The organism is Brachybacterium sp. AOP25-B2-12 (assembly GCF_052378625.1).
GTDB lineage: Bacteria > Actinomycetota > Actinomycetes > Actinomycetales > Dermabacteraceae > Brachybacterium.
The window spans coordinates 108,362-126,630 of the sequence record NZ_JBQSXW010000005.1 but is presented as its reverse complement, the minus strand read 5'-3'; the positions used below and the strand labels follow the sequence as shown (position 1 = coordinate 126,630).

At 68.8% G+C, this 18,269-nt stretch carries 28 protein-coding genes; 1 reads left to right on the top strand and 27 read right to left on the bottom strand.

Annotated features, from left to right (window positions below; all coding sequences use genetic code 11):
* Positions 1–66 precede the first annotated feature (66 nt).
* The 27 genes from map to ngcE form a co-directional block, all read right to left on the bottom strand.
* A complete protein-coding gene (map, locus tag ACT3TZ_RS05585; RefSeq protein WP_444582406.1) occupies positions 67–909 on the bottom strand; it encodes a type I methionyl aminopeptidase in 843 nt (280 codons plus the stop codon).
* Entirely contained in the window at positions 906–1,490 is a 585-nt protein-coding gene (locus ACT3TZ_RS05580) for an adenylate kinase (protein WP_444582405.1), read from the bottom strand. The genes map and ACT3TZ_RS05580 overlap by 4 nt, the downstream gene beginning before the upstream one ends.
* Positions 1,487–2,797 (bottom strand): preprotein translocase subunit SecY, encoded by a 1,311-nt coding sequence (gene secY / locus ACT3TZ_RS05575; RefSeq protein WP_444582404.1) that lies wholly within the window; start codon positions 2,795–2,797, stop codon positions 1,487–1,489. Before secY ends, ACT3TZ_RS05580 begins: the two co-directional genes overlap by 4 nt.
* Positions 2,798–2,951: 154 nt before the next feature.
* Complete coding sequence (gene rplO, locus ACT3TZ_RS05570) at positions 2,952–3,413, bottom strand: 50S ribosomal protein L15 (protein ID WP_444582403.1); 462 nt, start codon at positions 3,411–3,413, stop codon at positions 2,952–2,954.
* A gap of 4 nt (positions 3,414–3,417) precedes the next feature.
* Complete coding sequence (gene rpmD / locus ACT3TZ_RS05565; RefSeq protein WP_444582402.1) at positions 3,418–3,597, bottom strand: 50S ribosomal protein L30; 180 nt, start codon at positions 3,595–3,597, stop codon at positions 3,418–3,420.
* On the bottom strand, positions 3,597–4,295 hold the full coding sequence (gene rpsE, locus ACT3TZ_RS05560; RefSeq protein WP_444582401.1) for a 30S ribosomal protein S5: 699 nt from the start codon (positions 4,293–4,295) through the stop codon (positions 3,597–3,599). Before rpsE ends, rpmD begins: the two co-directional genes overlap by 1 nt.
* A gap of 33 nt (positions 4,296–4,328) precedes the next feature.
* A complete protein-coding gene (gene rplR, locus ACT3TZ_RS05555; RefSeq protein WP_444582400.1) occupies positions 4,329–4,715 on the bottom strand; it encodes a 50S ribosomal protein L18 in 387 nt (128 codons plus the stop codon).
* A gap of 2 nt (positions 4,716–4,717) precedes the next feature.
* Positions 4,718–5,260 (bottom strand): 50S ribosomal protein L6, encoded by a 543-nt coding sequence (rplF, locus tag ACT3TZ_RS05550; protein WP_444582399.1) that lies wholly within the window; start codon positions 5,258–5,260, stop codon positions 4,718–4,720.
* Between the two features lie 18 nt (positions 5,261–5,278).
* Positions 5,279–5,677 (bottom strand): 30S ribosomal protein S8, encoded by a 399-nt coding sequence (gene rpsH, locus ACT3TZ_RS05545; protein WP_444582398.1) that lies wholly within the window; start codon positions 5,675–5,677, stop codon positions 5,279–5,281.
* A gap of 63 nt (positions 5,678–5,740) precedes the next feature.
* Positions 5,741–5,926, bottom strand: a complete 186-nt coding sequence (locus ACT3TZ_RS05540; protein WP_444582397.1) for a type Z 30S ribosomal protein S14 — start codon at positions 5,924–5,926, stop codon at positions 5,741–5,743.
* A gap of 1 nt (position 5,927) precedes the next feature.
* Positions 5,928–6,500: a 50S ribosomal protein L5 gene (gene rplE, locus ACT3TZ_RS05535; RefSeq protein WP_444582396.1), complete on the bottom strand. Its 573-nt coding sequence runs from the start codon at positions 6,498–6,500 to the stop codon at positions 5,928–5,930.
* Complete coding sequence (gene rplX, locus ACT3TZ_RS05530) at positions 6,500–6,886, bottom strand: 50S ribosomal protein L24 (RefSeq protein WP_444582395.1); 387 nt, start codon at positions 6,884–6,886, stop codon at positions 6,500–6,502. The genes rplE and rplX overlap by 1 nt, the downstream gene beginning before the upstream one ends.
* 1 nt (position 6,887) lies before the next feature.
* Positions 6,888–7,256 (bottom strand): 50S ribosomal protein L14, encoded by a 369-nt coding sequence (gene rplN, locus ACT3TZ_RS05525; RefSeq protein ID WP_444582394.1) that lies wholly within the window; start codon positions 7,254–7,256, stop codon positions 6,888–6,890.
* A gap of 496 nt (positions 7,257–7,752) precedes the next feature.
* Positions 7,753–8,073, bottom strand: a complete 321-nt coding sequence (gene rpsQ, locus ACT3TZ_RS05520; protein ID WP_444582393.1) for a 30S ribosomal protein S17 — start codon at positions 8,071–8,073, stop codon at positions 7,753–7,755.
* A gap of 25 nt (positions 8,074–8,098) precedes the next feature.
* Positions 8,099–8,332: a 50S ribosomal protein L29 gene (rpmC, locus tag ACT3TZ_RS05515; RefSeq protein ID WP_444582392.1), complete on the bottom strand. Its 234-nt coding sequence runs from the start codon at positions 8,330–8,332 to the stop codon at positions 8,099–8,101.
* Positions 8,332–8,751: a 50S ribosomal protein L16 gene (rplP, locus tag ACT3TZ_RS05510; RefSeq protein WP_444582391.1), complete on the bottom strand. Its 420-nt coding sequence runs from the start codon at positions 8,749–8,751 to the stop codon at positions 8,332–8,334. Before rplP ends, rpmC begins: the two co-directional genes overlap by 1 nt.
* Positions 8,752–8,753: 2 nt before the next feature.
* Positions 8,754–9,590: a 30S ribosomal protein S3 gene (gene rpsC, locus ACT3TZ_RS05505; protein WP_444582390.1), complete on the bottom strand. Its 837-nt coding sequence runs from the start codon at positions 9,588–9,590 to the stop codon at positions 8,754–8,756.
* Between the two features lie 10 nt (positions 9,591–9,600).
* On the bottom strand, positions 9,601–9,954 hold the full coding sequence (rplV, locus tag ACT3TZ_RS05500) for a 50S ribosomal protein L22 (RefSeq protein WP_444582389.1): 354 nt from the start codon (positions 9,952–9,954) through the stop codon (positions 9,601–9,603).
* A gap of 52 nt (positions 9,955–10,006) precedes the next feature.
* On the bottom strand, positions 10,007–10,288 hold the full coding sequence (gene rpsS / locus ACT3TZ_RS05495) for a 30S ribosomal protein S19 (RefSeq protein ID WP_444582388.1): 282 nt from the start codon (positions 10,286–10,288) through the stop codon (positions 10,007–10,009).
* Positions 10,289–10,303: 15 nt separating this feature from the next.
* Complete coding sequence (gene rplB / locus ACT3TZ_RS05490) at positions 10,304–11,140, bottom strand: 50S ribosomal protein L2 (protein ID WP_444582387.1); 837 nt, start codon at positions 11,138–11,140, stop codon at positions 10,304–10,306.
* 48 nt (positions 11,141–11,188) lie between these two features.
* Complete coding sequence (rplW, locus tag ACT3TZ_RS05485) at positions 11,189–11,491, bottom strand: 50S ribosomal protein L23 (RefSeq protein ID WP_444582386.1); 303 nt, start codon at positions 11,489–11,491, stop codon at positions 11,189–11,191.
* Positions 11,488–12,189, bottom strand: a complete 702-nt coding sequence (rplD, locus tag ACT3TZ_RS05480; protein ID WP_444582385.1) for a 50S ribosomal protein L4 — start codon at positions 12,187–12,189, stop codon at positions 11,488–11,490. The genes rplW and rplD overlap by 4 nt, the downstream gene beginning before the upstream one ends.
* Positions 12,190–12,192: 3 nt before the next feature.
* Positions 12,193–12,873 carry a 50S ribosomal protein L3 gene (gene rplC / locus ACT3TZ_RS05475; RefSeq protein WP_444582384.1) on the bottom strand — a complete coding sequence of 227 codons (681 nt, stop codon included), beginning with the start codon at positions 12,871–12,873 and terminating at the stop codon, positions 12,193–12,195.
* 10 nt (positions 12,874–12,883) lie between these two features.
* On the bottom strand, positions 12,884–13,192 hold the full coding sequence (gene rpsJ / locus ACT3TZ_RS05470) for a 30S ribosomal protein S10 (protein ID WP_006946210.1): 309 nt from the start codon (positions 13,190–13,192) through the stop codon (positions 12,884–12,886).
* Positions 13,193–13,899: 707 nt separating this feature from the next.
* Positions 13,900–14,820: a carbohydrate ABC transporter permease gene (locus ACT3TZ_RS05465; protein ID WP_444582383.1), complete on the bottom strand. Its 921-nt coding sequence runs from the start codon at positions 14,818–14,820 to the stop codon at positions 13,900–13,902.
* Complete coding sequence (locus ACT3TZ_RS05460; protein ID WP_444582382.1) at positions 14,817–15,785, bottom strand: carbohydrate ABC transporter permease; 969 nt, start codon at positions 15,783–15,785, stop codon at positions 14,817–14,819. The genes ACT3TZ_RS05465 and ACT3TZ_RS05460 overlap by 4 nt, the downstream gene beginning before the upstream one ends.
* The gene (gene ngcE, locus ACT3TZ_RS05455; protein ID WP_444582381.1) at positions 15,785–17,230 is read right to left on the bottom strand and encodes an N-acetylglucosamine/diacetylchitobiose ABC transporter substrate-binding protein; all 1,446 of its coding nucleotides are present in this window, start codon (positions 17,228–17,230) and stop codon (positions 15,785–15,787) included. The genes ACT3TZ_RS05460 and ngcE overlap by 1 nt, the downstream gene beginning before the upstream one ends.
* 216 nt (positions 17,231–17,446) lie before the next feature.
* On the opposite strand from ngcE, the gene ACT3TZ_RS05450 reads away from it, so the two are divergent.
* A complete protein-coding gene (locus ACT3TZ_RS05450; protein WP_444582380.1) occupies positions 17,447–18,181 on the top strand; it encodes a general stress protein in 735 nt (244 codons plus the stop codon).
* Positions 18,182–18,269: the final 88 nt, after the last annotated feature.

Genomic DNA, 18,269 nt, shown 5'->3' with positions numbered 1-18,269 from the left:
GATCCTACACGGCCCCGGCCGCGGTTCCGAGGGGTCGGAGTGGTCGACTGCGTCACTCGCCGCCGCTCAGGCGGCGGGGTCCGGTGCGATCTCGATGCCCAGGGCCGCGAGCTCGGCGCGCCCGCCGTCCTCGGCGGTCAGCACCAGCAGGCCCTGCTCGGTGACGGCGACGGAGTGCTCGGCGTGGGCGGCGCGGCCGCCACCGGTGGCCACGACCGTCCAGTCGTCCTCGAGCATCCGCCAGGAGCCGTCGCCCTGGATCAGCATCGGCTCGATGGCCAGGCACATGCCGGGGACCACCTTGGGTCCGCGGTCCCGGGTGCGGTAGTTCATGACGTCCGGCGGCTGGTGCATGGCACGGCCGATCCCGTGACCCCCGAAGCCCTCCAGGTGCGCCAGGGTCTCCCCCGCCTCGAGGGTGACGAGGTCCTCGACGGCCGCGCCGATCTCGCCCACCCGGGAGGCGCCGGACAGTGCCGCGATCCCCGCCCACAGCGCGTCCTCGGTGACGGCCACGAGCTTCTCGTCGGCGCTCGAGCGCGGGGTGCCGACGATGTGGGTGCGGGCGGCATCGGAGTGCCAGCCCTCGACGATGCAGCCGCCGTCGATCGAGACGACGTCGCCCTCGGCGAGCACGCGCGGCCCGGGGATCCCGTGGACGACCTCCTCGTTGACGCTGATGCACAGCGTCGCCGGGAAGCCCTGGTACCCCAGGAAGTTGGGCAGGGCGCCCTCGTCGCGGATCATCTGCTCGGCCAGCGCGTCGAGCCGGCCGGTCGTGATGCCGGGACGCAGCTGCGCGGCGAGCATCGCGTGCACGCGGGCCAGCAGCAGGCCCGAGCGGCGCATGAGCGCGATCTGCTCGGGGGTCTTGAGCTCGACGCGCTCGCGACGCAGGTGAGGGCTCACCGGGCGAGCGCCGCCATGATCGCGGCGTTGACCTCGTCGATCGAGGCGCCCCCGTCGACCCGCCGGAGCAGGCCGCGGGACGCGTACACGTCCACCAGCGGCGCGGTCTGCTCGACGTAGAGGTCGATCCGGTGGCGGATCGTCTCGGCGGTGTCGTCGCTGCGGCCCAGCTCGCGGCCTCGCGTCACGAGGCGCTCGACCACGGCGTCGAGGTCGACCTCGAGCAGGATCACCGCGTCCAGGGAGCGACCGGTGTCCGCGAGGATCCCGTCGAGGGCATCGACCTGCGCGGGGGTGCGCGGGTAGCCGTCCAGCAGGAAGCCGTCGGCGGCGTCGTCGGCCGCGAGGCGGTCGGCCACCATGTCGTTGGTGACCGAGTCCGGCACGTACTCGCCCTTGTCCATGAAGGACTTGGCCAGGACGCCCAGCTCGGTCTCCTGGGAGACGTTGGCGCGGAAGATGTCGCCCGTGGAGATCGCCGGGATCCCGAGGGCATCGGAGATGCGCTGGGCCTGCGTGCCCTTGCCCGCTCCGGGGGGGCCGATGATGAGCAGTCGGCGGGCAGTGGTGACCTCGGTCATCGGAGGATCCCTTCGTAGTGGTGCTGCTGCAGCTTCGCGTCGATCTGCTTGACGGTGTCGAGCCCGACGCCGATGACGATGAGGATCGAGGCGCCGCCCAGCGGGAAGTTCTGCGAGGTCCCCATGAAGACGAGGGCCAGCACCGGGATCAGCGCGATGATCGCGAGGTACAGCGCACCGGGGGTCTGGATGCGGTTGATGACGTACTGCAGGTAGCGCTCGGTGGGCTTGCCCGCACGGACGCCCGGCACGAAGCCGCCGTACTTCTTCATGTTGTCGGCGATCTCCTCGGCGTTGAAGGTGATCGACGTGTAGAAGAAGGCGAAGAAGATGATGAGCGCCGAGTAGACGAGCGTGTAGATCCAGGAGAAGCCCTGGGACTGGACCAGGTGGGTGTTGATCCACTGCACCCAGCCGTCGGTCGGGTCGCCGAACGAGGAGATCAGCTGGGGCACCGCGAGGATCGAGCTCGCGAAGATGACCGGGATGACGCCGGCCTGGTTCACCTTGATCGGGATGTAGGTCGAGGTGCCGCCGTACATGCGCCGGCCCACCATGCGCTTGGCGTACTGCACGGGGATCCGGCGCTGGGACTGCTCGACGAAGATGACGCCGATCATGACCACCAGCGCGACGACGATCACGAGGGAGAAGGAGATCCAGCCCTTGAGCTCGAAGATCTGGCCCATGGCCGCGGGGAACGAGGCCGCGATCGAGGTGAAGATGAGCAACGACATGCCGTTGCCGACGCCGCGCTCGGTGATGAGCTCGCCCATCCACATGATGATGACGGTGCCGACGGTCATGGTCAGGACCATCGACAGCAGGATCAGCACCGACTGGTCGGGCACGAGGCCCGCGGCGGGGCAGTTCGGGAAGAACTGGCCCGAGCGCACGAGGGTGACGATCGTGGTGGACTGCAGCACGGCCAGCCCGATGGTGAGGTACCGCGTGTACTGGGTCAGCTTCGCGGTGCCGCTCTGGCCCTCCTTGTGGAGGGCCTCGAAGCGCGGGATGACCACGCGCAGCAGCTGGATGATGATGGAGGCGGTGATGTAGGGCATCACGCCGAGGGAGAAGATCGACAGCTGCAGGAGGGCGCCGCCGGAGAACAGGCTGATCATGCCGAGCGCCGTGGCACCGCCGCCCTGCATGGTGCTCTCCGAGCACATCAGCACGGTGGTGTAGTCGAACCCCGGGGTGGGGATGAAGACGCCCAGCCGGTAGATGGCCAGCAGTCCGAGCGTGAACAGGAGCTTCCAGCGGAGCTCGGGTGTCGCGAACGCGCGGATGAAGGCGTTCTTCACGGGTCCCTCCTCAGGGGGTCGAGGCCGGAGCGGGGCTCCGGGAGGCCGCGTCGACCGGACGCGCGGGCCCTGGGCGGGCCGGACGGGCCGACGACGGACGACGGGGCACCGCGGCACAGGCTATGGTGCGCCGCGATACCCCGTCAAAATCCGATCACGCGACCGTGACGGTCCCGCCTGCCGCGGTGATCTTCTGCTCCGCCGACGCAGAGAACTTCTGCGCGGTGACGTCGAGCTTGGCGCTCACGTCGCCGGAGCCGAGCACCTTGACCGGCTGGTTCTTCCGCACGGCGCCCTTGGACACGAGGTCCTCGACCGTGATCGTGCCGCCCTCGGGGAAGAGCTCCCCGAGGGTCGCGAGGTTCACGACCTGGTACTCGACGCGGAACGGGTTGGTGAACCCGCGCAGCTTCGGGAGACGCATGTGCAGCGGGATCTGGCCGCCTTCGAAGCCGGCCGGCACCTGGTAGCGGGCCTTCGTGCCCTTGGTGCCACGACCGGCGGTCTTGCCCTTGGAGCCCTCACCACGGCCGACGCGGGTGCGCGCGGTCTTGGCACCGGGCGCGGGGCGCAGGTCGTGGAGCTTCAGGGGGCTCTCGGTGTTGTTGTCAGACATGTTGTCAGTCCACCTCTTCGACCGTCACCAGGTGGGTGACGGCGCGGATCATGCCGCGGATCTCGGGGCGGTCTTCCTTCACCACGACGTCACCGATGCGCTTGAGGCCGAGGCCTCGCAGGGTGGCGCGCTGGGTCTGGTTGCCGCCGATGACGGATCGGACCTGGGTCACCTTGACCTGCATCACGCACCCACCTTCTCGGCGCGCGCCGCAGCGCGACCCGCCGCCTGGGCACGCAGCAGCTGGGCGGGGACGACGTCCTCGACCGGGAGGCCACGGCGGGCCGCGACGGCCTCCGGCTCCTCGAGCTGCTGCAGGGCCGCGACGGTGGCCCGGACGATGTTGATCGCATTGGTCGACCCGAGCGACTTGCTGAGCACGTCGTGCACGCCGGCGCACTCGAGCACCGCACGCACGGGACCGCCGGCGATCACGCCGGTACCGGGGGCCGCCGGGCGCAGGAGCACGACGCCGGCGGCGTCCTCGCCCTGGACGCGGTGGACCACGGTGCCCTGGATGCGGGGGACGCGGAAGAAGTTCTTCTTCGCCTCCTCGACACCCTTGGAGATCGCCGCGGGGACCTCCTTGGCCTTGCCGTAGCCGACGCCGACCGTGCCGTCGCCGTCACCCACGACCACGAGAGCCGTGAAGGAGAAACGACGACCGCCCTTGACGACCTTCGACACACGGTTGATGGCGACGACGCGCTCGAGGAACGCCGACTTGTCGGCCTCCTGGTTGCGTCCGCCGCGGCCCTCGCCGCGACGTCCGCCGCCCTGACCGCCGCGCCCGGCGCCGCGGTCGTTGGTGCTGTTCTCGGTGGTGTTCTCGCCCCGTCGGCCGGAGGCCGCGGGACCGTTGTTCCGCTGCTGTGCAGGCATATCAGATCCTCTTCTCCTGTGTCCCGGGGGCGGTCACAGCGTCAGTCCGGCCTCGCGGGCGCCCTCGGCGACCGCTGCGACCCGACCGTGGTACTTGTTTCCGCCGCGGTCGAAGACGACAGCGTCGATGCCGGCGGCCTTGGCGCGCTCGGCGACCAGGGTCCCGACGGTCCGGGCCTTGCCCGACTTCGTCTCGGAGGCGCCGCGCAGGTCCTTCTCCATGGTCGACGCCGAGGCCAGGGTGCGCCCCAGCGAATCGTCGACGACCTGGACGAAGACGTGGCGCTGGGACCGCGTGACGACGAGGCGGGGCCGCTCGGCGGTGCCCACCACACGACGACGGACACGCAGGTGACGACGCCCGCGAGCGCGCAGACGCGTCCCGCGCCCACCGACGCTGTGCTTGCTTGCGTAACCCATGCTCACTTACCAGCCTTTCCGGCCTTGCGCAGGACGACCTCGCCGGCGTACCGCACGCCCTTGCCCTTGTAGGGCTCGGGCTTGCGGAGCTTGCGGATGTTCGCCGCGACCTCGCCGACCTGCTGCTTGTCGATGCCGCTGACGGAGAACTTGGTCGGGGTCTCCACCGCGAAGGTGATGCCCTGGGGCGCCTTGATGACGACCGGGTGCGAGAACCCGAGCGCGAACTCGAGGTCCGTGCCCTTGGCGGTCACGCGGTAGCCGGTGCCGACGATCTCGAGGCCCTTGGTGAAGCCCTCGGTGACGCCGTGCACCATGTTGGCGATCAGGGTGCGGGTCAGGCCGTGCAGCGCACGGGACTCGCGCTCGTCGTCCGGGCGGGCGACGACGATCGTGCCGTCCTCCGCGCGGTCGACGGTGAGGGGCTCCGGCACGTGGTGCGTGAGCTCCCCCTTGGGACCGGTGACCGTGATGATGCGGTCATCGATGGTGACGTTCTGGACAGAGGCCGGCACGGGGACCGGCAGACGTCCGATGCGGGACATATCGGCTTCCTCTCCCGATTACCAGATGTAGGCGAGGACTTCCCCACCCACACCCTTCTTGGACGCCTGCTTGTCGGTCAGGAGGCCGGAGGACGTGGACAGGATCGCCACGCCCAGGCCGCCGAGCACCTTGGGCAGATGGGTGGACTTCGCGTAGACGCGCAGACCCGGCTTCGAGATGCGACGGATGCCGGAGATGGCGCGCTCGCGGCTCGTGCTGTACTTCAGCTCGAGCACGAGGTTCTTGCCGACCTCGGCCTCCTCCTCGTGCCAGCCGAGGATGTAGCCCTCGGTCTTCAGGATCTCCGCGATGCGGGACTTCAACTTCGAGTACGGCATGGTGACGGTCTCGTGGAAAGCGCCTGAGGCGTTCCGGATCCGGGTCAGCATGTCCGCGATCGGGTCGGTCATGGTCATGTCGGTTGCTTCTTCCTCACCGTGGTTTCCTGCGGCACGCCGCAGGACCTATGGCGATAGTCCTTACCAGCTGCTCTTGGTGACGCCGGGGAGCTCACCGCGGTGAGCCATCTCGCGCAGACACACACGGCACAGCCCGAACTTCCGGTACACGGAGTGGGGGCGGCCGCAGCGCTGGCAACGGGTGTAGGCGCGCACGCCGAACTTCGGCGTGCCCTCCTGCTTCTTGATGAGAGCGGTCTTGGCCATCTCAGTTCTCCTTGAAGGGGAAGCCGAGCTCCTTGAGCAGGGCGCGTCCCTCGTCGTCGGTCTTGGCGGTGGTGACGACCGTGATGTCCATGCCGCGGGACCGGTCGATCCTGTCCTGGTCGATCTCGTGGAACATGACCTGCTCCGTCAGACCGAAGGTGTAGTTGCCGTTGCCGTCGAACTGCTTGGGCGACAGACCGCGGAAGTCACGGATGCGGGGCAGGGCCGTGGACAGCAGACGGTCCAGGAACTCCCACATGCGGTCGCCGCGCAGCGTGACGTGCGCGCCGATCGGCATGCCCTCACGCAGCTTGAACTGGGCGATCGACTTGCGGGCCTGGGTGACCTGCGGCTTCTGACCGGTGATGGCGGCGAGATCACGGATCGCGCCGTCGATCACCTTGGAGTCGCGAGCGGCCTCGCCGACACCCATGTTGACGACGATCTTCGTCAGACCCGGGACGAGCATGACGTTGGAGTAGCCGAACTGCGCGGTCAGCGCGGGCTTGATGTCCTCGCGGTAGCGCAGCTTCAGGCGCGGCGCCGGAGCCGGCGCGGCGGTGGTCTCGGTCATCAGATGTCCTTCCCGGAACGCTTGGCGAAGCGCACGCGGACCTGCTTGGTGCGGCCGTTCTCGAGCTCGACGGTCTCGACCCGGAACCCGACCTTGGTCGGCTTGTTGTCCTCGGGATCCACGAGCGCCACGTTCGAGACGTGGATGGGGGCCTCGCGCTGCTCGATGCCGCCCGCACCGCCGGCCGGGGTGGCCTTGAGGTGGTGGGTACGACGGTTGACGCCCTCGACGAGGACCTTCTCGGTCTCGGGGAAGACCTCGAGCACGCGACCCTGCTTGCCCTTGTCGCCGGCGGTCAGCTTGCGCACCGCGGCCTTGTCGGTGTCGCTGGTGCGACCCGTGATGACCTGGACCAGGTCACCCTTCTTGATCTTGATCTTTGCCATGTCACAGCACCTCCGGTGCCAGCGAGATGATCTTCATGAAGCGCCGGTCGCGCAGCTCGCGACCGACGGGACCGAAGATGCGCGTGCCGCGCGGCTCTCCGTCGTTCTTCAGGATCACCGCCGCGTTCTCGTCGAAACGGATGTAGGAGCCGTCGGCACGCCGACGCTCCTTGGTGGTGCGCACGACGACGGCCTTGACGACGTCGCCCTTCTTGACGTTGCCACCGGGGATGGCGTCCTTGACGGTCGCCACGATGGTGTCGCCGATGCTTGCGTAACGGCGACCGGAGCCACCGAGAACGCGGATGCAGAGAATCTCCTTGGCACCCGTGTTGTCGGCGACACGCAGTCGCGACTCCTGCTGAATCACTCAGTACTCCTGTCGTCTCGCCGGTTCTCACCCGCACGCTGCTGCGCGCGAGCCGAGCCTGGCGGAACAAATGGTGGACCGTCACCCGCACACCTGGGGCGTGCGCCGCGGACGACGACGGGCATCAAAAAACCCTCCAGCGGACTCGGGCACACGCCGCGGGGCGTGACGCGCCGGTGTGAAACCGGGGCGGCCGCATCGAAGCGGTGCGAGGTCTCCGTCGGGGGATGGACGCTGACGTCCGCATCCCGCATGCTCCGGCATCCCTCGGGATCCAGAGGACCCGCGGGACATGCCGCCGCATGCAAGAGCAACTTGTCCAGCATACGCGAGGGGCGCGCACGCCGGAAGGGTGGGGCGCGGGTCGGTCTGTGGTCTTGGGCACCACGTCCCGCCGCGAGCCCGGATGCGAGAACGGTCCGGCCCCCGCGGGGACCGGACCGTGCTCGGATCCGCGCCGATGTCCCGGGCTGATGCCCGGATCACCGGCGAGGGGTCACTTGGCCTTCTCGATGACCTCGACGAGCCGCCAGTGCTTCGTGGCGGACAGCGGTCGGGTCTCCGCGATGAGCACGCGGTCGCCGATGCCGGCGACGTTGTCCTCGTCGTGTGCCTTGAACTTGTTGGTCTTCTTCATGACCTTGCCGTACAGGGCGTGCTTCACGCGCTCCTCGACCTCGACGACGATGGTCTTGTCCATCTTGTCGGAGGTCACGAAGCCGCGCAGCGCCTTGCGGTAGGGGCGCTCGTGCGAGGACGTGTGTGCGCCCTCGACCTCGGCCCCGGTGTCGGTTCCGGTCTCGGTGGTGTCGTTCATCGGTTCTCAGTTCCTCGCTTCGCGGTCACTCGGCGGTGCCGGGGGCCTGACGGATCCCCAGCTCGCGCTCGCGCAGGATCGTGTAGATCCGTGCGATGTCCTTCTTGACCGACCGGAGTCGGCCGTGGCTCTCGAGCTGCCCGGTGGCGGACTGGAAGCGGAGCTTGAACAGCTCGTCCTTGGCCTTGGTCAGCTCCTCGGCCAGCTTCTGGTCGTCGAGCTTGTCGAGCTCCTCGGCGGTGAGCTTCGTGGCTGCCATCAGATGTCACCACCCTCTCGGCTCAGGATCCGGCACTTCATGGGGAGCTTGTGGACGGCGAGGCGGAGAGCCTCACGCGCCACATCCTCCGGGACACCCGTGACCTCGAACATGACGCGGCCGGGCTTGATGTTGGCGACCCACCACTCGACCGCACCCTTGCCCGAGCCCATGCGGACCTCGGCGGGCTTCTTGGTCAGCGGACGGTCGGGGAAGATGTTGATGAACACCTTGCCGCCACGCTTCATGTAGCGGGTCATGGCGATACGAGCCGCCTCGATCTGGCGGTTGGTGACGTAGGCGGGCTCGAGAGCCTGGATGCCGTAGTCGCCGAACGCGAGATCGGTGCCGCCCTTGGCCATGCCGCGACGGGTGGGATGGTGCTGCTTGCGATGCTTGGTCCTGCGCGGGATGAGCATGCTCAGGCCTCCGTTCGGGTCTCGGCGGGCGCCGATGCCTGCTCGGAGGGCTGCTCTGCGGTCTGCCCGGGGGCGGACTGCTCGGCACCATCACGACGGGCGGTGGCGTTGCGCTCGTTGCGACGACCGCGCGGACGCTCGGCACGCGGGCCCCGGCCTGCACGGGGGGCCTGCGTCGCGGCCTGGGCCGCGAGCTCCTTGGCGGTGACGTCGCCCTTGTAGATCCACACCTTCACGCCGATGCGGCCGAAGGCTGTCCGTGCCTCGTAGAAGCCGTAGTCGATGTTCGCGCGGAGGGTGTGCAGCGGCACGCGCCCCTCGCGGTAGAACTCGCTGCGGCTCATCTCGGCGCCGCCGAGGCGACCCGAGACGGCGACACGGATGCCCTTGGCGCCGGCCCGCTGTGCGGACTGGATGCCCTTGCGCATCGCGCGGCGGAACGAGACACGGCTCGCGAGCTGCTCGGCGATGTTCTGGGCGACCAGCTGAGCGTCGGCCTCGGGGTTCTTGACCTCGAGGATGTTCAGCTGGATCTGCTTGCCGGTGAGCTTCTCGAGCTCACCGCGCAGGCGCTCGGCCTCCGCGCCGCGACGCCCGATGACGATGCCCGGGCGGGCGGAGTGGAGGTCGACGCGCACGCGGTCACGGGTGCGCTCGATCTCGACCTTGGAGATGCCGGCACGCTCGAGTCCCTCGGACATGAGCTTGCGGATCGCGACGTCTTCCTTCACGTAGTCGCGATAGCGCTGCCCCTCCTTCGTGGAGTCGGCGAACCACCGGCTGGTGTGCTCCGTGGTGATCCCGAGACGGAACCCGTTCGGATTGACCTTCTGGCCCATGCGGGACTCCTTACTTCTTCACGGGAGCGACCACCACGGTGACGTGGCTGGTGCGCTTCTTGATCTGGAAGGCACGACCCTGAGCACGCGGCTGGAACCGCTTCATGGTCGGGCCCTCGTCGACGAATGCGGCGGAGACGACGAGCTCGCGCTCGTCGAAGCGCTCCCCCGCCTGATCCGCCTTGACACGGGCGTTGGCGATCGCGGACTGGACGAGCTTGAGGACGGGCTCACTGGCGGCCTGCGGTGCGAACCGCAGGGTGTCCAGTGCCTCGACCGTGCTCTTGCCACGAATCAGATCCACGACGCGCCGGGCCTTGGTGGGCGTCGTGCGGAGATTCCGCACCTGCGCCTTGGCTTCCATTGCTGTCCTGCTTTCTCTTCGATTCGAGAGGGCTGCGCATCACTGACCGGGGTCAGCGACGGCGGCCCTTCCGGTCGTCCTTCTCGTGGCCCTTGAACGTCCGCGTCGGAGCGAACTCGCCGAGCTTGTGCCCGACCATCGACTCCGTCACGAACACCGTGACGTGCTTGCGCCCGTCGTGCACCGCGAAGGTGTGACCCAGGAAGTCCGGCGTGACGACACTCCGGCGCGACCAGGTCTTGATGACGTTCTTGGTGCCCTTCTCGTTGGCGACGTCCACCTTCTTCTGCAGGTGGTCGTCGACGAACGGGCCCTTGGCAATACTGCGAGGCATGTGTATGGCTCCCTATCAGCGCTTCTTGCCGGTGCGGCGGCGACGGACGATGAGCTTGTCGCTCTCCTTGCCCGGGCGGCGCGTGCGTCCCTCGGGCTGACCCCACGGCGAGACCGGGTGACGGCCGCCGGAGGTGCGTCCCTCGCCACCACCGTGCGGGTGGTCGACAGGGTTCATGACGACGCCGCGGACGTGGGGGCGCTTGCCCTTCCACCGCATGCGGCCGGCCTTGCCCCAGTTGATGTTCGACTGCTCGGAGTTGCCCACCTCGCCGATCGAGGCGCGGCAGCGCAGATCGACGTTGCGGATCTCGCCGGAGGGCATGCGCAGCTGCGCGAAGCGGCCCTCCTTGGCGACGAGCTGGACCGAGGCGCCCGCGGACCGCGCGATCTTCGCGCCGCCGCCGGGGCGGAGCTCGATCGCGTGGATGACGGTGCCGAGCGGGATGTTCCGCAGCGGCAGGTTGTTGCCGGGCTTGATGTCGGCGCCGGCGCCGTTCTCGATCCAGTCACCCTGACGCAGGCGCGACGGCGCGAGGATGTAGCGCTTGTCGCCGTCCTCGTAGTGCAGCAGCGCGATGCGGGCGGTGCGGTTGGGGTCGTACTCGATGTGCGCGACCTTGGCCTTGACGCCGTCCTTGTCGTGACGACGGAAGTCGATCAGACGGTAGGCGCGCTTGTGCCCGCCACCGCGGTGACGGGAGGTGATGCGGCCGTTGTTGTTGCGGCCACCGGTCTTGGACAGCGGACGGACCAGCGACTTCTCCGGCTCGCTCCGCGTGATCTCGACGAAGTCGGCGACGCTCGAGCCGCGACGGCCCGGCGTGGTCGGCTTGTGCTTGCGAATTCCCATGGTGGGTTTCCCTCAGACTCTCTGACGGCTCCTCGGACCTCGATCGCCTCAGGCGACCGAGCCTCCGAAGATGTCGATGGTTCCGTCGACGAGGGTGATGATCGCGCGCTTGGTGTCCTTGCGCTTGCCCATCCCGAAGCGCGTGCGGCGCGTCTTGCCCTGCCGGTTGATCGTGTTGACCGAGGCGACCTTGACGTCGAAGACCTTCTCGACGGCGATCTTGATCTCGGTCTTGTTGGCGCGCACGTCCACGAGGAACGTGTACTTGCCCTCGTCCATGAGGCCGTAGCTCTTCTCGGAGACGACCGGGGCGACGAGGATGTCGCGCGGATCCTTGTTCAGCGTGGTCACTTGGACTCCTCCTCAGCGGCCGCCGCGGCCTTCGCCTTCGCGAAGGACGAGGTGGGCACGGACAGCGTCGCCGTCGCGATGAAGTCCTCGAGAGCGCCGGAGGTGAACACGACGTCGTCGCTGCGCATGACGTCGTAGGTGTTCAGCTGGTCGGCGTACAGGACGTGCGCGGTCGGCAGGTTGCGGGCGCTGAGGGCGCCGAGCTCGTCGTCACGGCGCAGCACCACGAGGACGTGGTTGCGCTCCGAGGCGGCGGCCAGGGTCTTCAGCGCTGCCTTGGTCGAGGGGTTCTCCCCGACCAGCAGCTCGGTCACCACGTGGATGCGGCTGTTGCGCGCCCGGTCCGAGAGGGCCCCGCGCAGGGCGGCGGCCTTCATCTTCTTGGGGGTGCGCTGGCTGTAGTCGCGCGGCACAGGGCCGTGGACGACGCCGCCGCCGGCGAACTGCGGTGCGCGGATCGAGCCCTGGCGGGCACGACCGGTGCCCTTCTGCTTGTAGGGCTTGCGGCCGCCACCGGCGACCTCCGCACGCGTCTTGGCCTTGTGGGTCCCCTGGCGGGCGGCCGCGAGCTGCGCGGTGACCACCTGGTGGATCAGCGGGACGTTGGTCTGCACGTCGAAGATCGACGCGGGGAGCTCGGCGGTGCCGGACTTCTTGCCGGCCGTGTCGAGCACGTCGACGGTCAGGTTCGCTGCCATCGGTCAGGCCTCCTTCACGGGGCTCTTGGCGGCCGAACGGACCAGCACGAGGCCGCCCTTGGGGCCGGGGACGGCACCCTTGACGAGCACGAGGCCCTTGTCGGCGTCGACCGCGTGGACGGTGAGGTTCTGGACGCTCGCACGGACGTTGCCCATGCGGCCGGCCATGCGCATGCCCTTGAAGACGCGGCCGGGCGTCGAGGCCCCGCCGATCGAACCGGGCTTGCGGTGGTTGCGGTGCGCGCCGTGGGAGGCGCCGACGCCGGAGAAGCCGTGACGCTTCATGACGCCCGCGGTGCCCTTGCCCTTGGTCGTGCCGACGACGTCGACCTTCTGGCCGGCCGCGAACACGTCCGCGGCGACCTCCTGGCCGACGGTGTAGTCGGCGGCGTCGTTCGTGCGCAGCTCGACGAGGTGGCGACGCGGGGTCACGCCGGCCTTGTCGAAGTGGCCCTTGAGCGGCTTGGAGACCTTGCGGGGGTCGATCTGCCCGAAGGCGATCTGGACCGCGTCGTAGCCGTCGTTCTCGACCGTGCGGACCTGCGTCACGACGCAGGGACCGGCCTGGACGACCGTGACCGGCACGAGCTTGCCGTTCTCGTCCCAGACCTGGGTCATGCCGAGCTTGGTGCCGAGCACGCCGGTGACGGCGCGGGCGGCCTGCCCTGTCAGTTCGTTGCTCATCACCGTCACCTCAGAGCTTGATCTCGATGTTGACGTCCGCGGGGAGATCGAGACGCATCAGGGAGTCCACGGCCTTGGGGGTGGGATCGACGATGTCGATCAGGCGCTTGTGGGTCCGCATCTCGAAGTGCTCGCGGGAGTCCTTGTACTTGTGGGGCGAACGGATCACGCAGAACACGTTCTTCTCGGTCGGAAGCGGCACCGGGCCCACGACGGTCGCACCCGCACGGGTGACGGTGTCGACGATCTTGCGCGCCGAGCTGTCGATCACCTCGTGGTCGTACGACTTCAGCCGGATGCGGATTTTCTGTCCCGCCATAGCCTTGTTCGACTCTCTCTCTACACACGCTGCTGACAAAACTGCTGGTCACTCCGGTACACGAGGTCGGGCGTGTCGCCCTCGTCCCGATGCACGATCCCATGACTGGGAGGTGCTGCCGGAGTGTCCGGCACGCCTGCGCCGTCCCCTCGGGTGACCTCGGGGCGCGATTCCCTCTGACGATGCGCGCTCGGCGGCAGGAGCCGGCCGTTCGCATCCTCGGGACGGGCCACATCCGGTGATCATTCGCCGCGACGGGGGGTGTGTACCCAGTCGCGGAGAACGGAACCGGGCATGGCGGCCCGCGCAGACAACTTGAACAGTCTGCCAGGGTCCGGCCCCGATGCCAAGCGGACCGTGGGTGGACCCGATCACACGGGGTGCGGCGACGGCCCGGCGATCCGCCCGCGATCCCCCGGCGACCACCCGCCGATCCTCCGGTGGACGCCCCGGTGATCGCCGGCGCGGATGCCCTCGGCGGGAGGAGGGACCCCTCGGCCGGGACACGAGGCCGTGTCCCGGACACGAGGCAGGGCCGGGACGTCGTCACGACGCCCCGGCCCTGCGTGTCCGGGCGGACCCGGACGCTCCCCCGCCGCGTGACGGCAGACGCCGCGCGGGGATCCCGCCCCGCCCGGCCCGCGGCCCTCCGCTCGGAGGACGGGAGGAGAGCCCGCCCCGGGGGTCTGCCCCGGGACGGACCCGGCTCACTTGTCGGTGCTGGGCCCCATGCCACCCTGCAGCTGACGCTGGAAGATGATGTAGACGATGAGCACCGGCACGATCGTGATGGTCACCGAGGCGAACATGCCGCCCCAGTCGGTGGCGTAGCCCTGCTGGGCCTGCATGTTGTTCAGGCCCTGGGCGAGCACGAACTTGGATTCGTCGGTGTTCAGGACCACCGGCAGGAGGAACTGGTTCCACAGGCCCAGGAAGTTGAAGATCGTGACGCTCATGAGGCCGGGGCCGGCCATCGGGACCATGATCTGGAAGAACGTCCGGAAGTCGCCGGCGCCGTCGATGGCCGCCGCCTCCGCGATCTCCTCCGGCAGCTGCCGGAAGAACGCGTAGAGGAAGAACACGGTGAACGGGAGCGCGAACCCCACGTACGTGAGGATCAGGCCCATGTAGGTGTTCTGCAGTCCCAGGTTCTGGATGACGAAGAACAGCGGGACCACCGCGAGGAACAGCGGGAACGTCAGGCCGGCGATGAGGGCGTAGTAGATGATCCGCCGACCCGGGAAGTCGAAGCGGGCCAGCACGTAGGCACACATGGCCCCGAGCAGCATCACCAGCACGAGCGCGCCGCCGACGACGATCACGGTGTTCAGGAAGTAGCGCCCGATCCCGGCGTCGTTCCACGCCCGGACGAAGTTGTCGAACTGCCACACCTCGGGCAGGGACAGCGGTTCGTTGAGGATCTCCTGCGAGGTCTTGAACGAGCTGATCACCGTCCACAGCAGCGGCAGCACCACGGCGAGACCCCACAGGATCAGCACGACGTGCGACACGGCCGCGAAGGCACGGTCGCCGCCGGAGCGGTACTTCCGGCGCGGAACGATCGGTGTCCCGGTGGCGGAGCCGATCACCGGATTGCCCGAGGTCGGTGCGGAGGTCGCCGCGGTCATCGCACGTCCTTCTGTCGGGTGCCGAAGAGGACCAGCACGGCCATCAGCATGGTGACCAGGGCGAGCACGACGCCCATGGCCGAGGCCAGGCCGAACTGGGACTTCTGGAAGGCCGTCTGGTAGAGGTAGCGCGAGACGACGTCCGTGGAGCCTCCGGTCCCGCCGTTGGGCGTCATGACGCTGATGTAGACGAACATGTCCAGGGCCATGATGCCCATGTACACGACCGCCGTGGACACGTTCTCGCGGATCATCGGGAGGATGATCTGCAGGGCCAGCCGCCCGCGGCCGGCGCCGTCCAGGCGCGCGGCCTCGACGACCTCGGCCGGAACGGCCTTGATCGCCGCGACGAACAGCACCATGTAGAACCCGACGAGGGACCACACCACGGCCAGGACGATGGCCGCGAGCGCGAAGCGCGGGTCACCGAGCCAGCCGATGCCGCGGTCGAGTCCCACGATCCCGAGGACCCCGTTGATGAGGCCGCCGTTGGGCGAGTAGATGAAGGCGAAGAGGATGCCGACGACGACGGCGGGGATGACGTAGGGGAAGAAGCTCACGACCCGGTAGATGTTCGAGCCCCGGATGCCCGTGATCGCTCCGCGGCTGTCCCCGCCCACGGTCACCATCACGGCGAGGGTGAAGGCGAGGCCGATCGTGATGACCGGCAGCACGATGAGCAGGATCAGGTTGTGCAACAGGGCCGTGCGGTACTGCTCGTCGGCGAAGATCGTGACGTAGTTGTCCAGCCCCACGAACGTCGTCGCGGAGGTCAAGCCCCGCCAGTCGGTCAGCGAGTAGTAGAAGGCCTGGAAGAAGGGGGACACCACGAAGACGAGATAGATCGCCAGGGGCACCCCCAGGAACAGCACGTAGAAGACCAGGCGCTGTGGGCTCGGGAACCGCCGGCCACGGCCGCGCCGTGCGGGCGCGGCCGTGGGAGCGGTGGTGGGGAGGACCGCCATCACTTGACGTCGAACTTCTCGACCTTGTCGTCCTCACGGATCTTGTCGATGAGGCCCTGGGACTTCTCCCGGACCTCGTCGGCGCCGATGTCGCCGTTGAGGAAGGACGTCCAGAGCTTGACCGTGTCCGGCCCGAGGTTGTACCAGTCGACGAAGCTGAAGGTGAAGACGTCGTCACCTGCCGCCTTGATCATGGCGTTGGTCGAGGCCAGCGCCGTGGAGCCGAAGGCGTCGTCGGGGATGGTGTCCTTGACGATGGTGGGCGAGGAGGTGAGCTTGGTGAAGTTCTGCGCCTGCTCCTTGGAGAGCATGACCCGCAGGAACTCGAGGCCGCCGGGGCCGTTCTTGGCGTCGGCGGGGACGAAGAACGGTTCGCCCGCGGCGCTGTGGATGGCCTCGTAGGGGAGCTTGGAATCGGCGGCGAGTGTGGGCACCGGGATCCCGGTCATCTGGTAGCCGTCGGGTGTGATCCCGCGCTGCTCATTCTCGATCCAGGAGCCCGAGGGGTACATGACGGCCTTGCCGCTGACCCACTGGGACTGCGCCTCGGTGTGCTTGATCCCGGCGCCCCCGGCGAGGAAGTAGCCGGCCTTGACGGCGTCCTCGATGCCCTTGTAGGCGTCGACGATGGCCGGCTGCTCGAAGGCCTTGGCATCGAGCTTGTCGAGGTTCTTGCGGACGTCCTCTCCACCCTGCTTGATGGCCATCGTGATGGCCAGCTCCTGGTAGTAGTTCGAGGCGTTCTGGCCGCCCCAGGGGAACAGCGCCAGGCCCGCCCCCTTGGCGGACTCGCCGAGGGACATGACCTCGTCCCAGGTCTTGGGGACGCTCCAGCCCTTCTCCGCGAACTGCGAGGCGGAGTACCACAGGGCGTAGACGGTGTAGACGTAGTTCAGGGCGTAGAACTTCCCGGAGTACGTGCCCGGCGAGGTGACGCCCGGGAGCAGGGTCTCCTCCACGGTGCCGCCGTCCACCGACGGCGCCTTGAGCAGGGCGTCGATCGTCGCCAGGCGCTTCTCGGTGATCAGGGCGCTCGTGTTCAGCGACTGCGCGCCGGTGTTGTCGAACAGGTCGGGCGGGGTGCCGCCGATGAAGCGGGGCTGCAGGTCCGGCTGGATGTTGACGGTCGACGTGACCTGGGGGTCGGACTTGGGGTGCAGCTTCTTGTACGCGACGCCCGCGTCCTTGGCATACTGATCGCCGTACCCGCCGTCGAAGATGACGACGTCCACCGCGGCGTCATCCTTGACGCCGAACGGGTTGGTGTCGCTCTTGGTGCCGCCGCCATCACTGACAGCTGCTCCGCCGGTGGCCGAATCGCCGCCGCCGCCGCCCGCGCAGGCGGCGAGCGTCGCGGCCGAGACGCTGGTGCCTGCGAGGGCGAGGAACCGGCGACGCGACGCACCGAGCCGCTCGGCAGGGGTGATGGAGTGGTTCTCGTTCATGAGGCCTTCTTTCGTCGTCGGACTCGGCCCGCGAGCCCGTGGGGGACCGTGTCATGCTCGTGGCGCACCTCTCACGTGGGCTCCGAACTGGACCGGTGGCGAGATGGTATCCCGACCTCCGTGCATGAATCTGCGCAACGAACGCCCCAAACAGTCACGATTGGGTCACGGCAGATTCCGATGGTCCGTCGAGGTGCCTGGTCTACCCTTCTGCACATGACGAACCCGCAGACCAATCCGCTCAGCAGTCAGCTGTTCACGCTGAAGTTCCCGCGGTCCCTCGGCACCTACTCGACGTACGCCGAGGTGCAGGCCGTGGTCGACACCCTCGCGGACCATCAGTTCGCCGTGCAGAACACGATGATCGTGGGCACGGACCTCAAGCTCATGGAGCGGGTCACCGGACGCCGCACCTGGGGGCGCGTGATCGGCAGCGGAATCCTCAGCGGCATGTGGATGGGCCTGTTCGTCGGGATCCTGTTCTCCCTTGTCGGGGGCCAGAACGCCCTGGCGACCGTCGTCCTCTGCGTGCTGATGGGCGCGGTGTTCTTCACGGTGTGGTCCGTGATCGGATACGCCATGAGCGGCGGTCGGCGGGACTTCACCTCCACCACCGCGACGATCCCCATGCAGTTCGAGCTGCTGGTCGAGCACACCCATGCCGACGACGCCCGGCGGATCCTCGTCGAAGCGGGCGCCGTCCCCCCCACCTCCCGTCCCGCCGTGGCCGTGAGCCCGGCGCCCGCGCGCGAGGGCCGTCCCAGCTTCGGGCGCCCCGCCGAGACGGCATCCGCTCCCCCGCGCCCCGACGACGCCGCGCGCGCACATCGCCCGCAGTACGGCGCCCCCGCGCCCGGCGCCACGGTCCCGCCCTCGCCGTCCGCTCCCGGTGACGTCGGCGAGCCCCGCCCCGTGGACCCGCCCCGAGAGGACCACGAGCCGCGCGCCTGAGGCCCGCACCGCGCAGTCGCGGGCGTCGTCACGCGAAGGGCCCCGCCCCGCCGGATCCGGTGGGACGGGGCCCTTCCGCTGCGCCCGG

Excerpts from the sequence above, each read along its gene's own strand:
- ACT3TZ_RS05580 (WP_444582405.1), bottom strand. The coding sequence starts at position 1,490 with ATGACCGAGGTCACCACTGCCCGCCGACTGCTCATCATCGGCCCCCCC.
- rplO (WP_444582403.1), bottom strand. The coding sequence starts at position 3,413 with ATGTCTGACAACAACACCGAGAGCCCCCTGAAGCTCCACGACCTGCGC.
- rpmD (WP_444582402.1), bottom strand. The coding sequence starts at position 3,597 with ATGCAGGTCAAGGTGACCCAGGTCCGATCCGTCATCGGCGGCAACCAG.
- rpsE (WP_444582401.1), bottom strand. The coding sequence starts at position 4,295 with ATGCCTGCACAGCAGCGGAACAACGGTCCCGCGGCCTCCGGCCGACGG.
- rplR (WP_444582400.1), bottom strand. The coding sequence starts at position 4,715 with ATGGGTTACGCAAGCAAGCACAGCGTCGGTGGGCGCGGGACGCGTCTG.
- rplF (WP_444582399.1), bottom strand. The coding sequence starts at position 5,260 with ATGTCCCGCATCGGACGTCTGCCGGTCCCCGTGCCGGCCTCTGTCCAG.
- rpsH (WP_444582398.1), bottom strand. The coding sequence starts at position 5,677 with ATGACCATGACCGACCCGATCGCGGACATGCTGACCCGGATCCGGAAC.
- ACT3TZ_RS05540 (WP_444582397.1), bottom strand. The coding sequence starts at position 5,926 with ATGGCCAAGACCGCTCTCATCAAGAAGCAGGAGGGCACGCCGAAGTTC.
- rplE (WP_444582396.1), bottom strand. The coding sequence starts at position 6,500 with ATGACCGAGACCACCGCCGCGCCGGCTCCGGCGCCGCGCCTGAAGCTG.
- rplX (WP_444582395.1), bottom strand. The coding sequence starts at position 6,886 with ATGGCAAAGATCAAGATCAAGAAGGGTGACCTGGTCCAGGTCATCACG.
- rpsQ (WP_444582393.1), bottom strand. The coding sequence starts at position 8,073 with ATGAACGACACCACCGAGACCGGAACCGACACCGGGGCCGAGGTCGAG.
- rpmC (WP_444582392.1), bottom strand. The coding sequence starts at position 8,332 with ATGGCAGCCACGAAGCTCACCGCCGAGGAGCTCGACAAGCTCGACGAC.
- rplP (WP_444582391.1), bottom strand. The coding sequence starts at position 8,751 with ATGCTCATCCCGCGCAGGACCAAGCATCGCAAGCAGCACCATCCCACC.
- rpsC (WP_444582390.1), bottom strand. The coding sequence starts at position 9,590 with ATGGGCCAGAAGGTCAATCCGAACGGGTTCCGTCTCGGGATCACCACG.
- rplV (WP_444582389.1), bottom strand. The coding sequence starts at position 9,954 with ATGGAAGCCAAGGCGCAGGTGCGGAATCTCCGCACGACGCCCACCAAG.
- rpsS (WP_444582388.1), bottom strand. The coding sequence starts at position 10,288 with ATGCCTCGCAGTATTGCCAAGGGCCCGTTCGTCGACGACCACCTGCAG.
- rplB (WP_444582387.1), bottom strand. The coding sequence starts at position 11,140 with ATGGGAATTCGCAAGCACAAGCCGACCACGCCGGGCCGTCGCGGCTCG.
- rplD (WP_444582385.1), bottom strand. The coding sequence starts at position 12,189 with ATGGCAGCGAACCTGACCGTCGACGTGCTCGACACGGCCGGCAAGAAG.
- rplC (WP_444582384.1), bottom strand. The coding sequence starts at position 12,873 with ATGAGCAACGAACTGACAGGGCAGGCCGCCCGCGCCGTCACCGGCGTG.
- rpsJ (WP_006946210.1), bottom strand. The coding sequence starts at position 13,192 with ATGGCGGGACAGAAAATCCGCATCCGGCTGAAGTCGTACGACCACGAG.
- ACT3TZ_RS05465 (WP_444582383.1), bottom strand. The coding sequence starts at position 14,820 with ATGACCGCGGCGACCTCCGCACCGACCTCGGGCAATCCGGTGATCGGC.
- ACT3TZ_RS05460 (WP_444582382.1), bottom strand. The coding sequence starts at position 15,785 with ATGGCGGTCCTCCCCACCACCGCTCCCACGGCCGCGCCCGCACGGCGC.
- ngcE (WP_444582381.1), bottom strand. The coding sequence starts at position 17,230 with ATGAACGAGAACCACTCCATCACCCCTGCCGAGCGGCTCGGTGCGTCG.
- ACT3TZ_RS05450 (WP_444582380.1), top strand. The coding sequence starts at position 17,447 with ATGACGAACCCGCAGACCAATCCGCTCAGCAGTCAGCTGTTCACGCTG.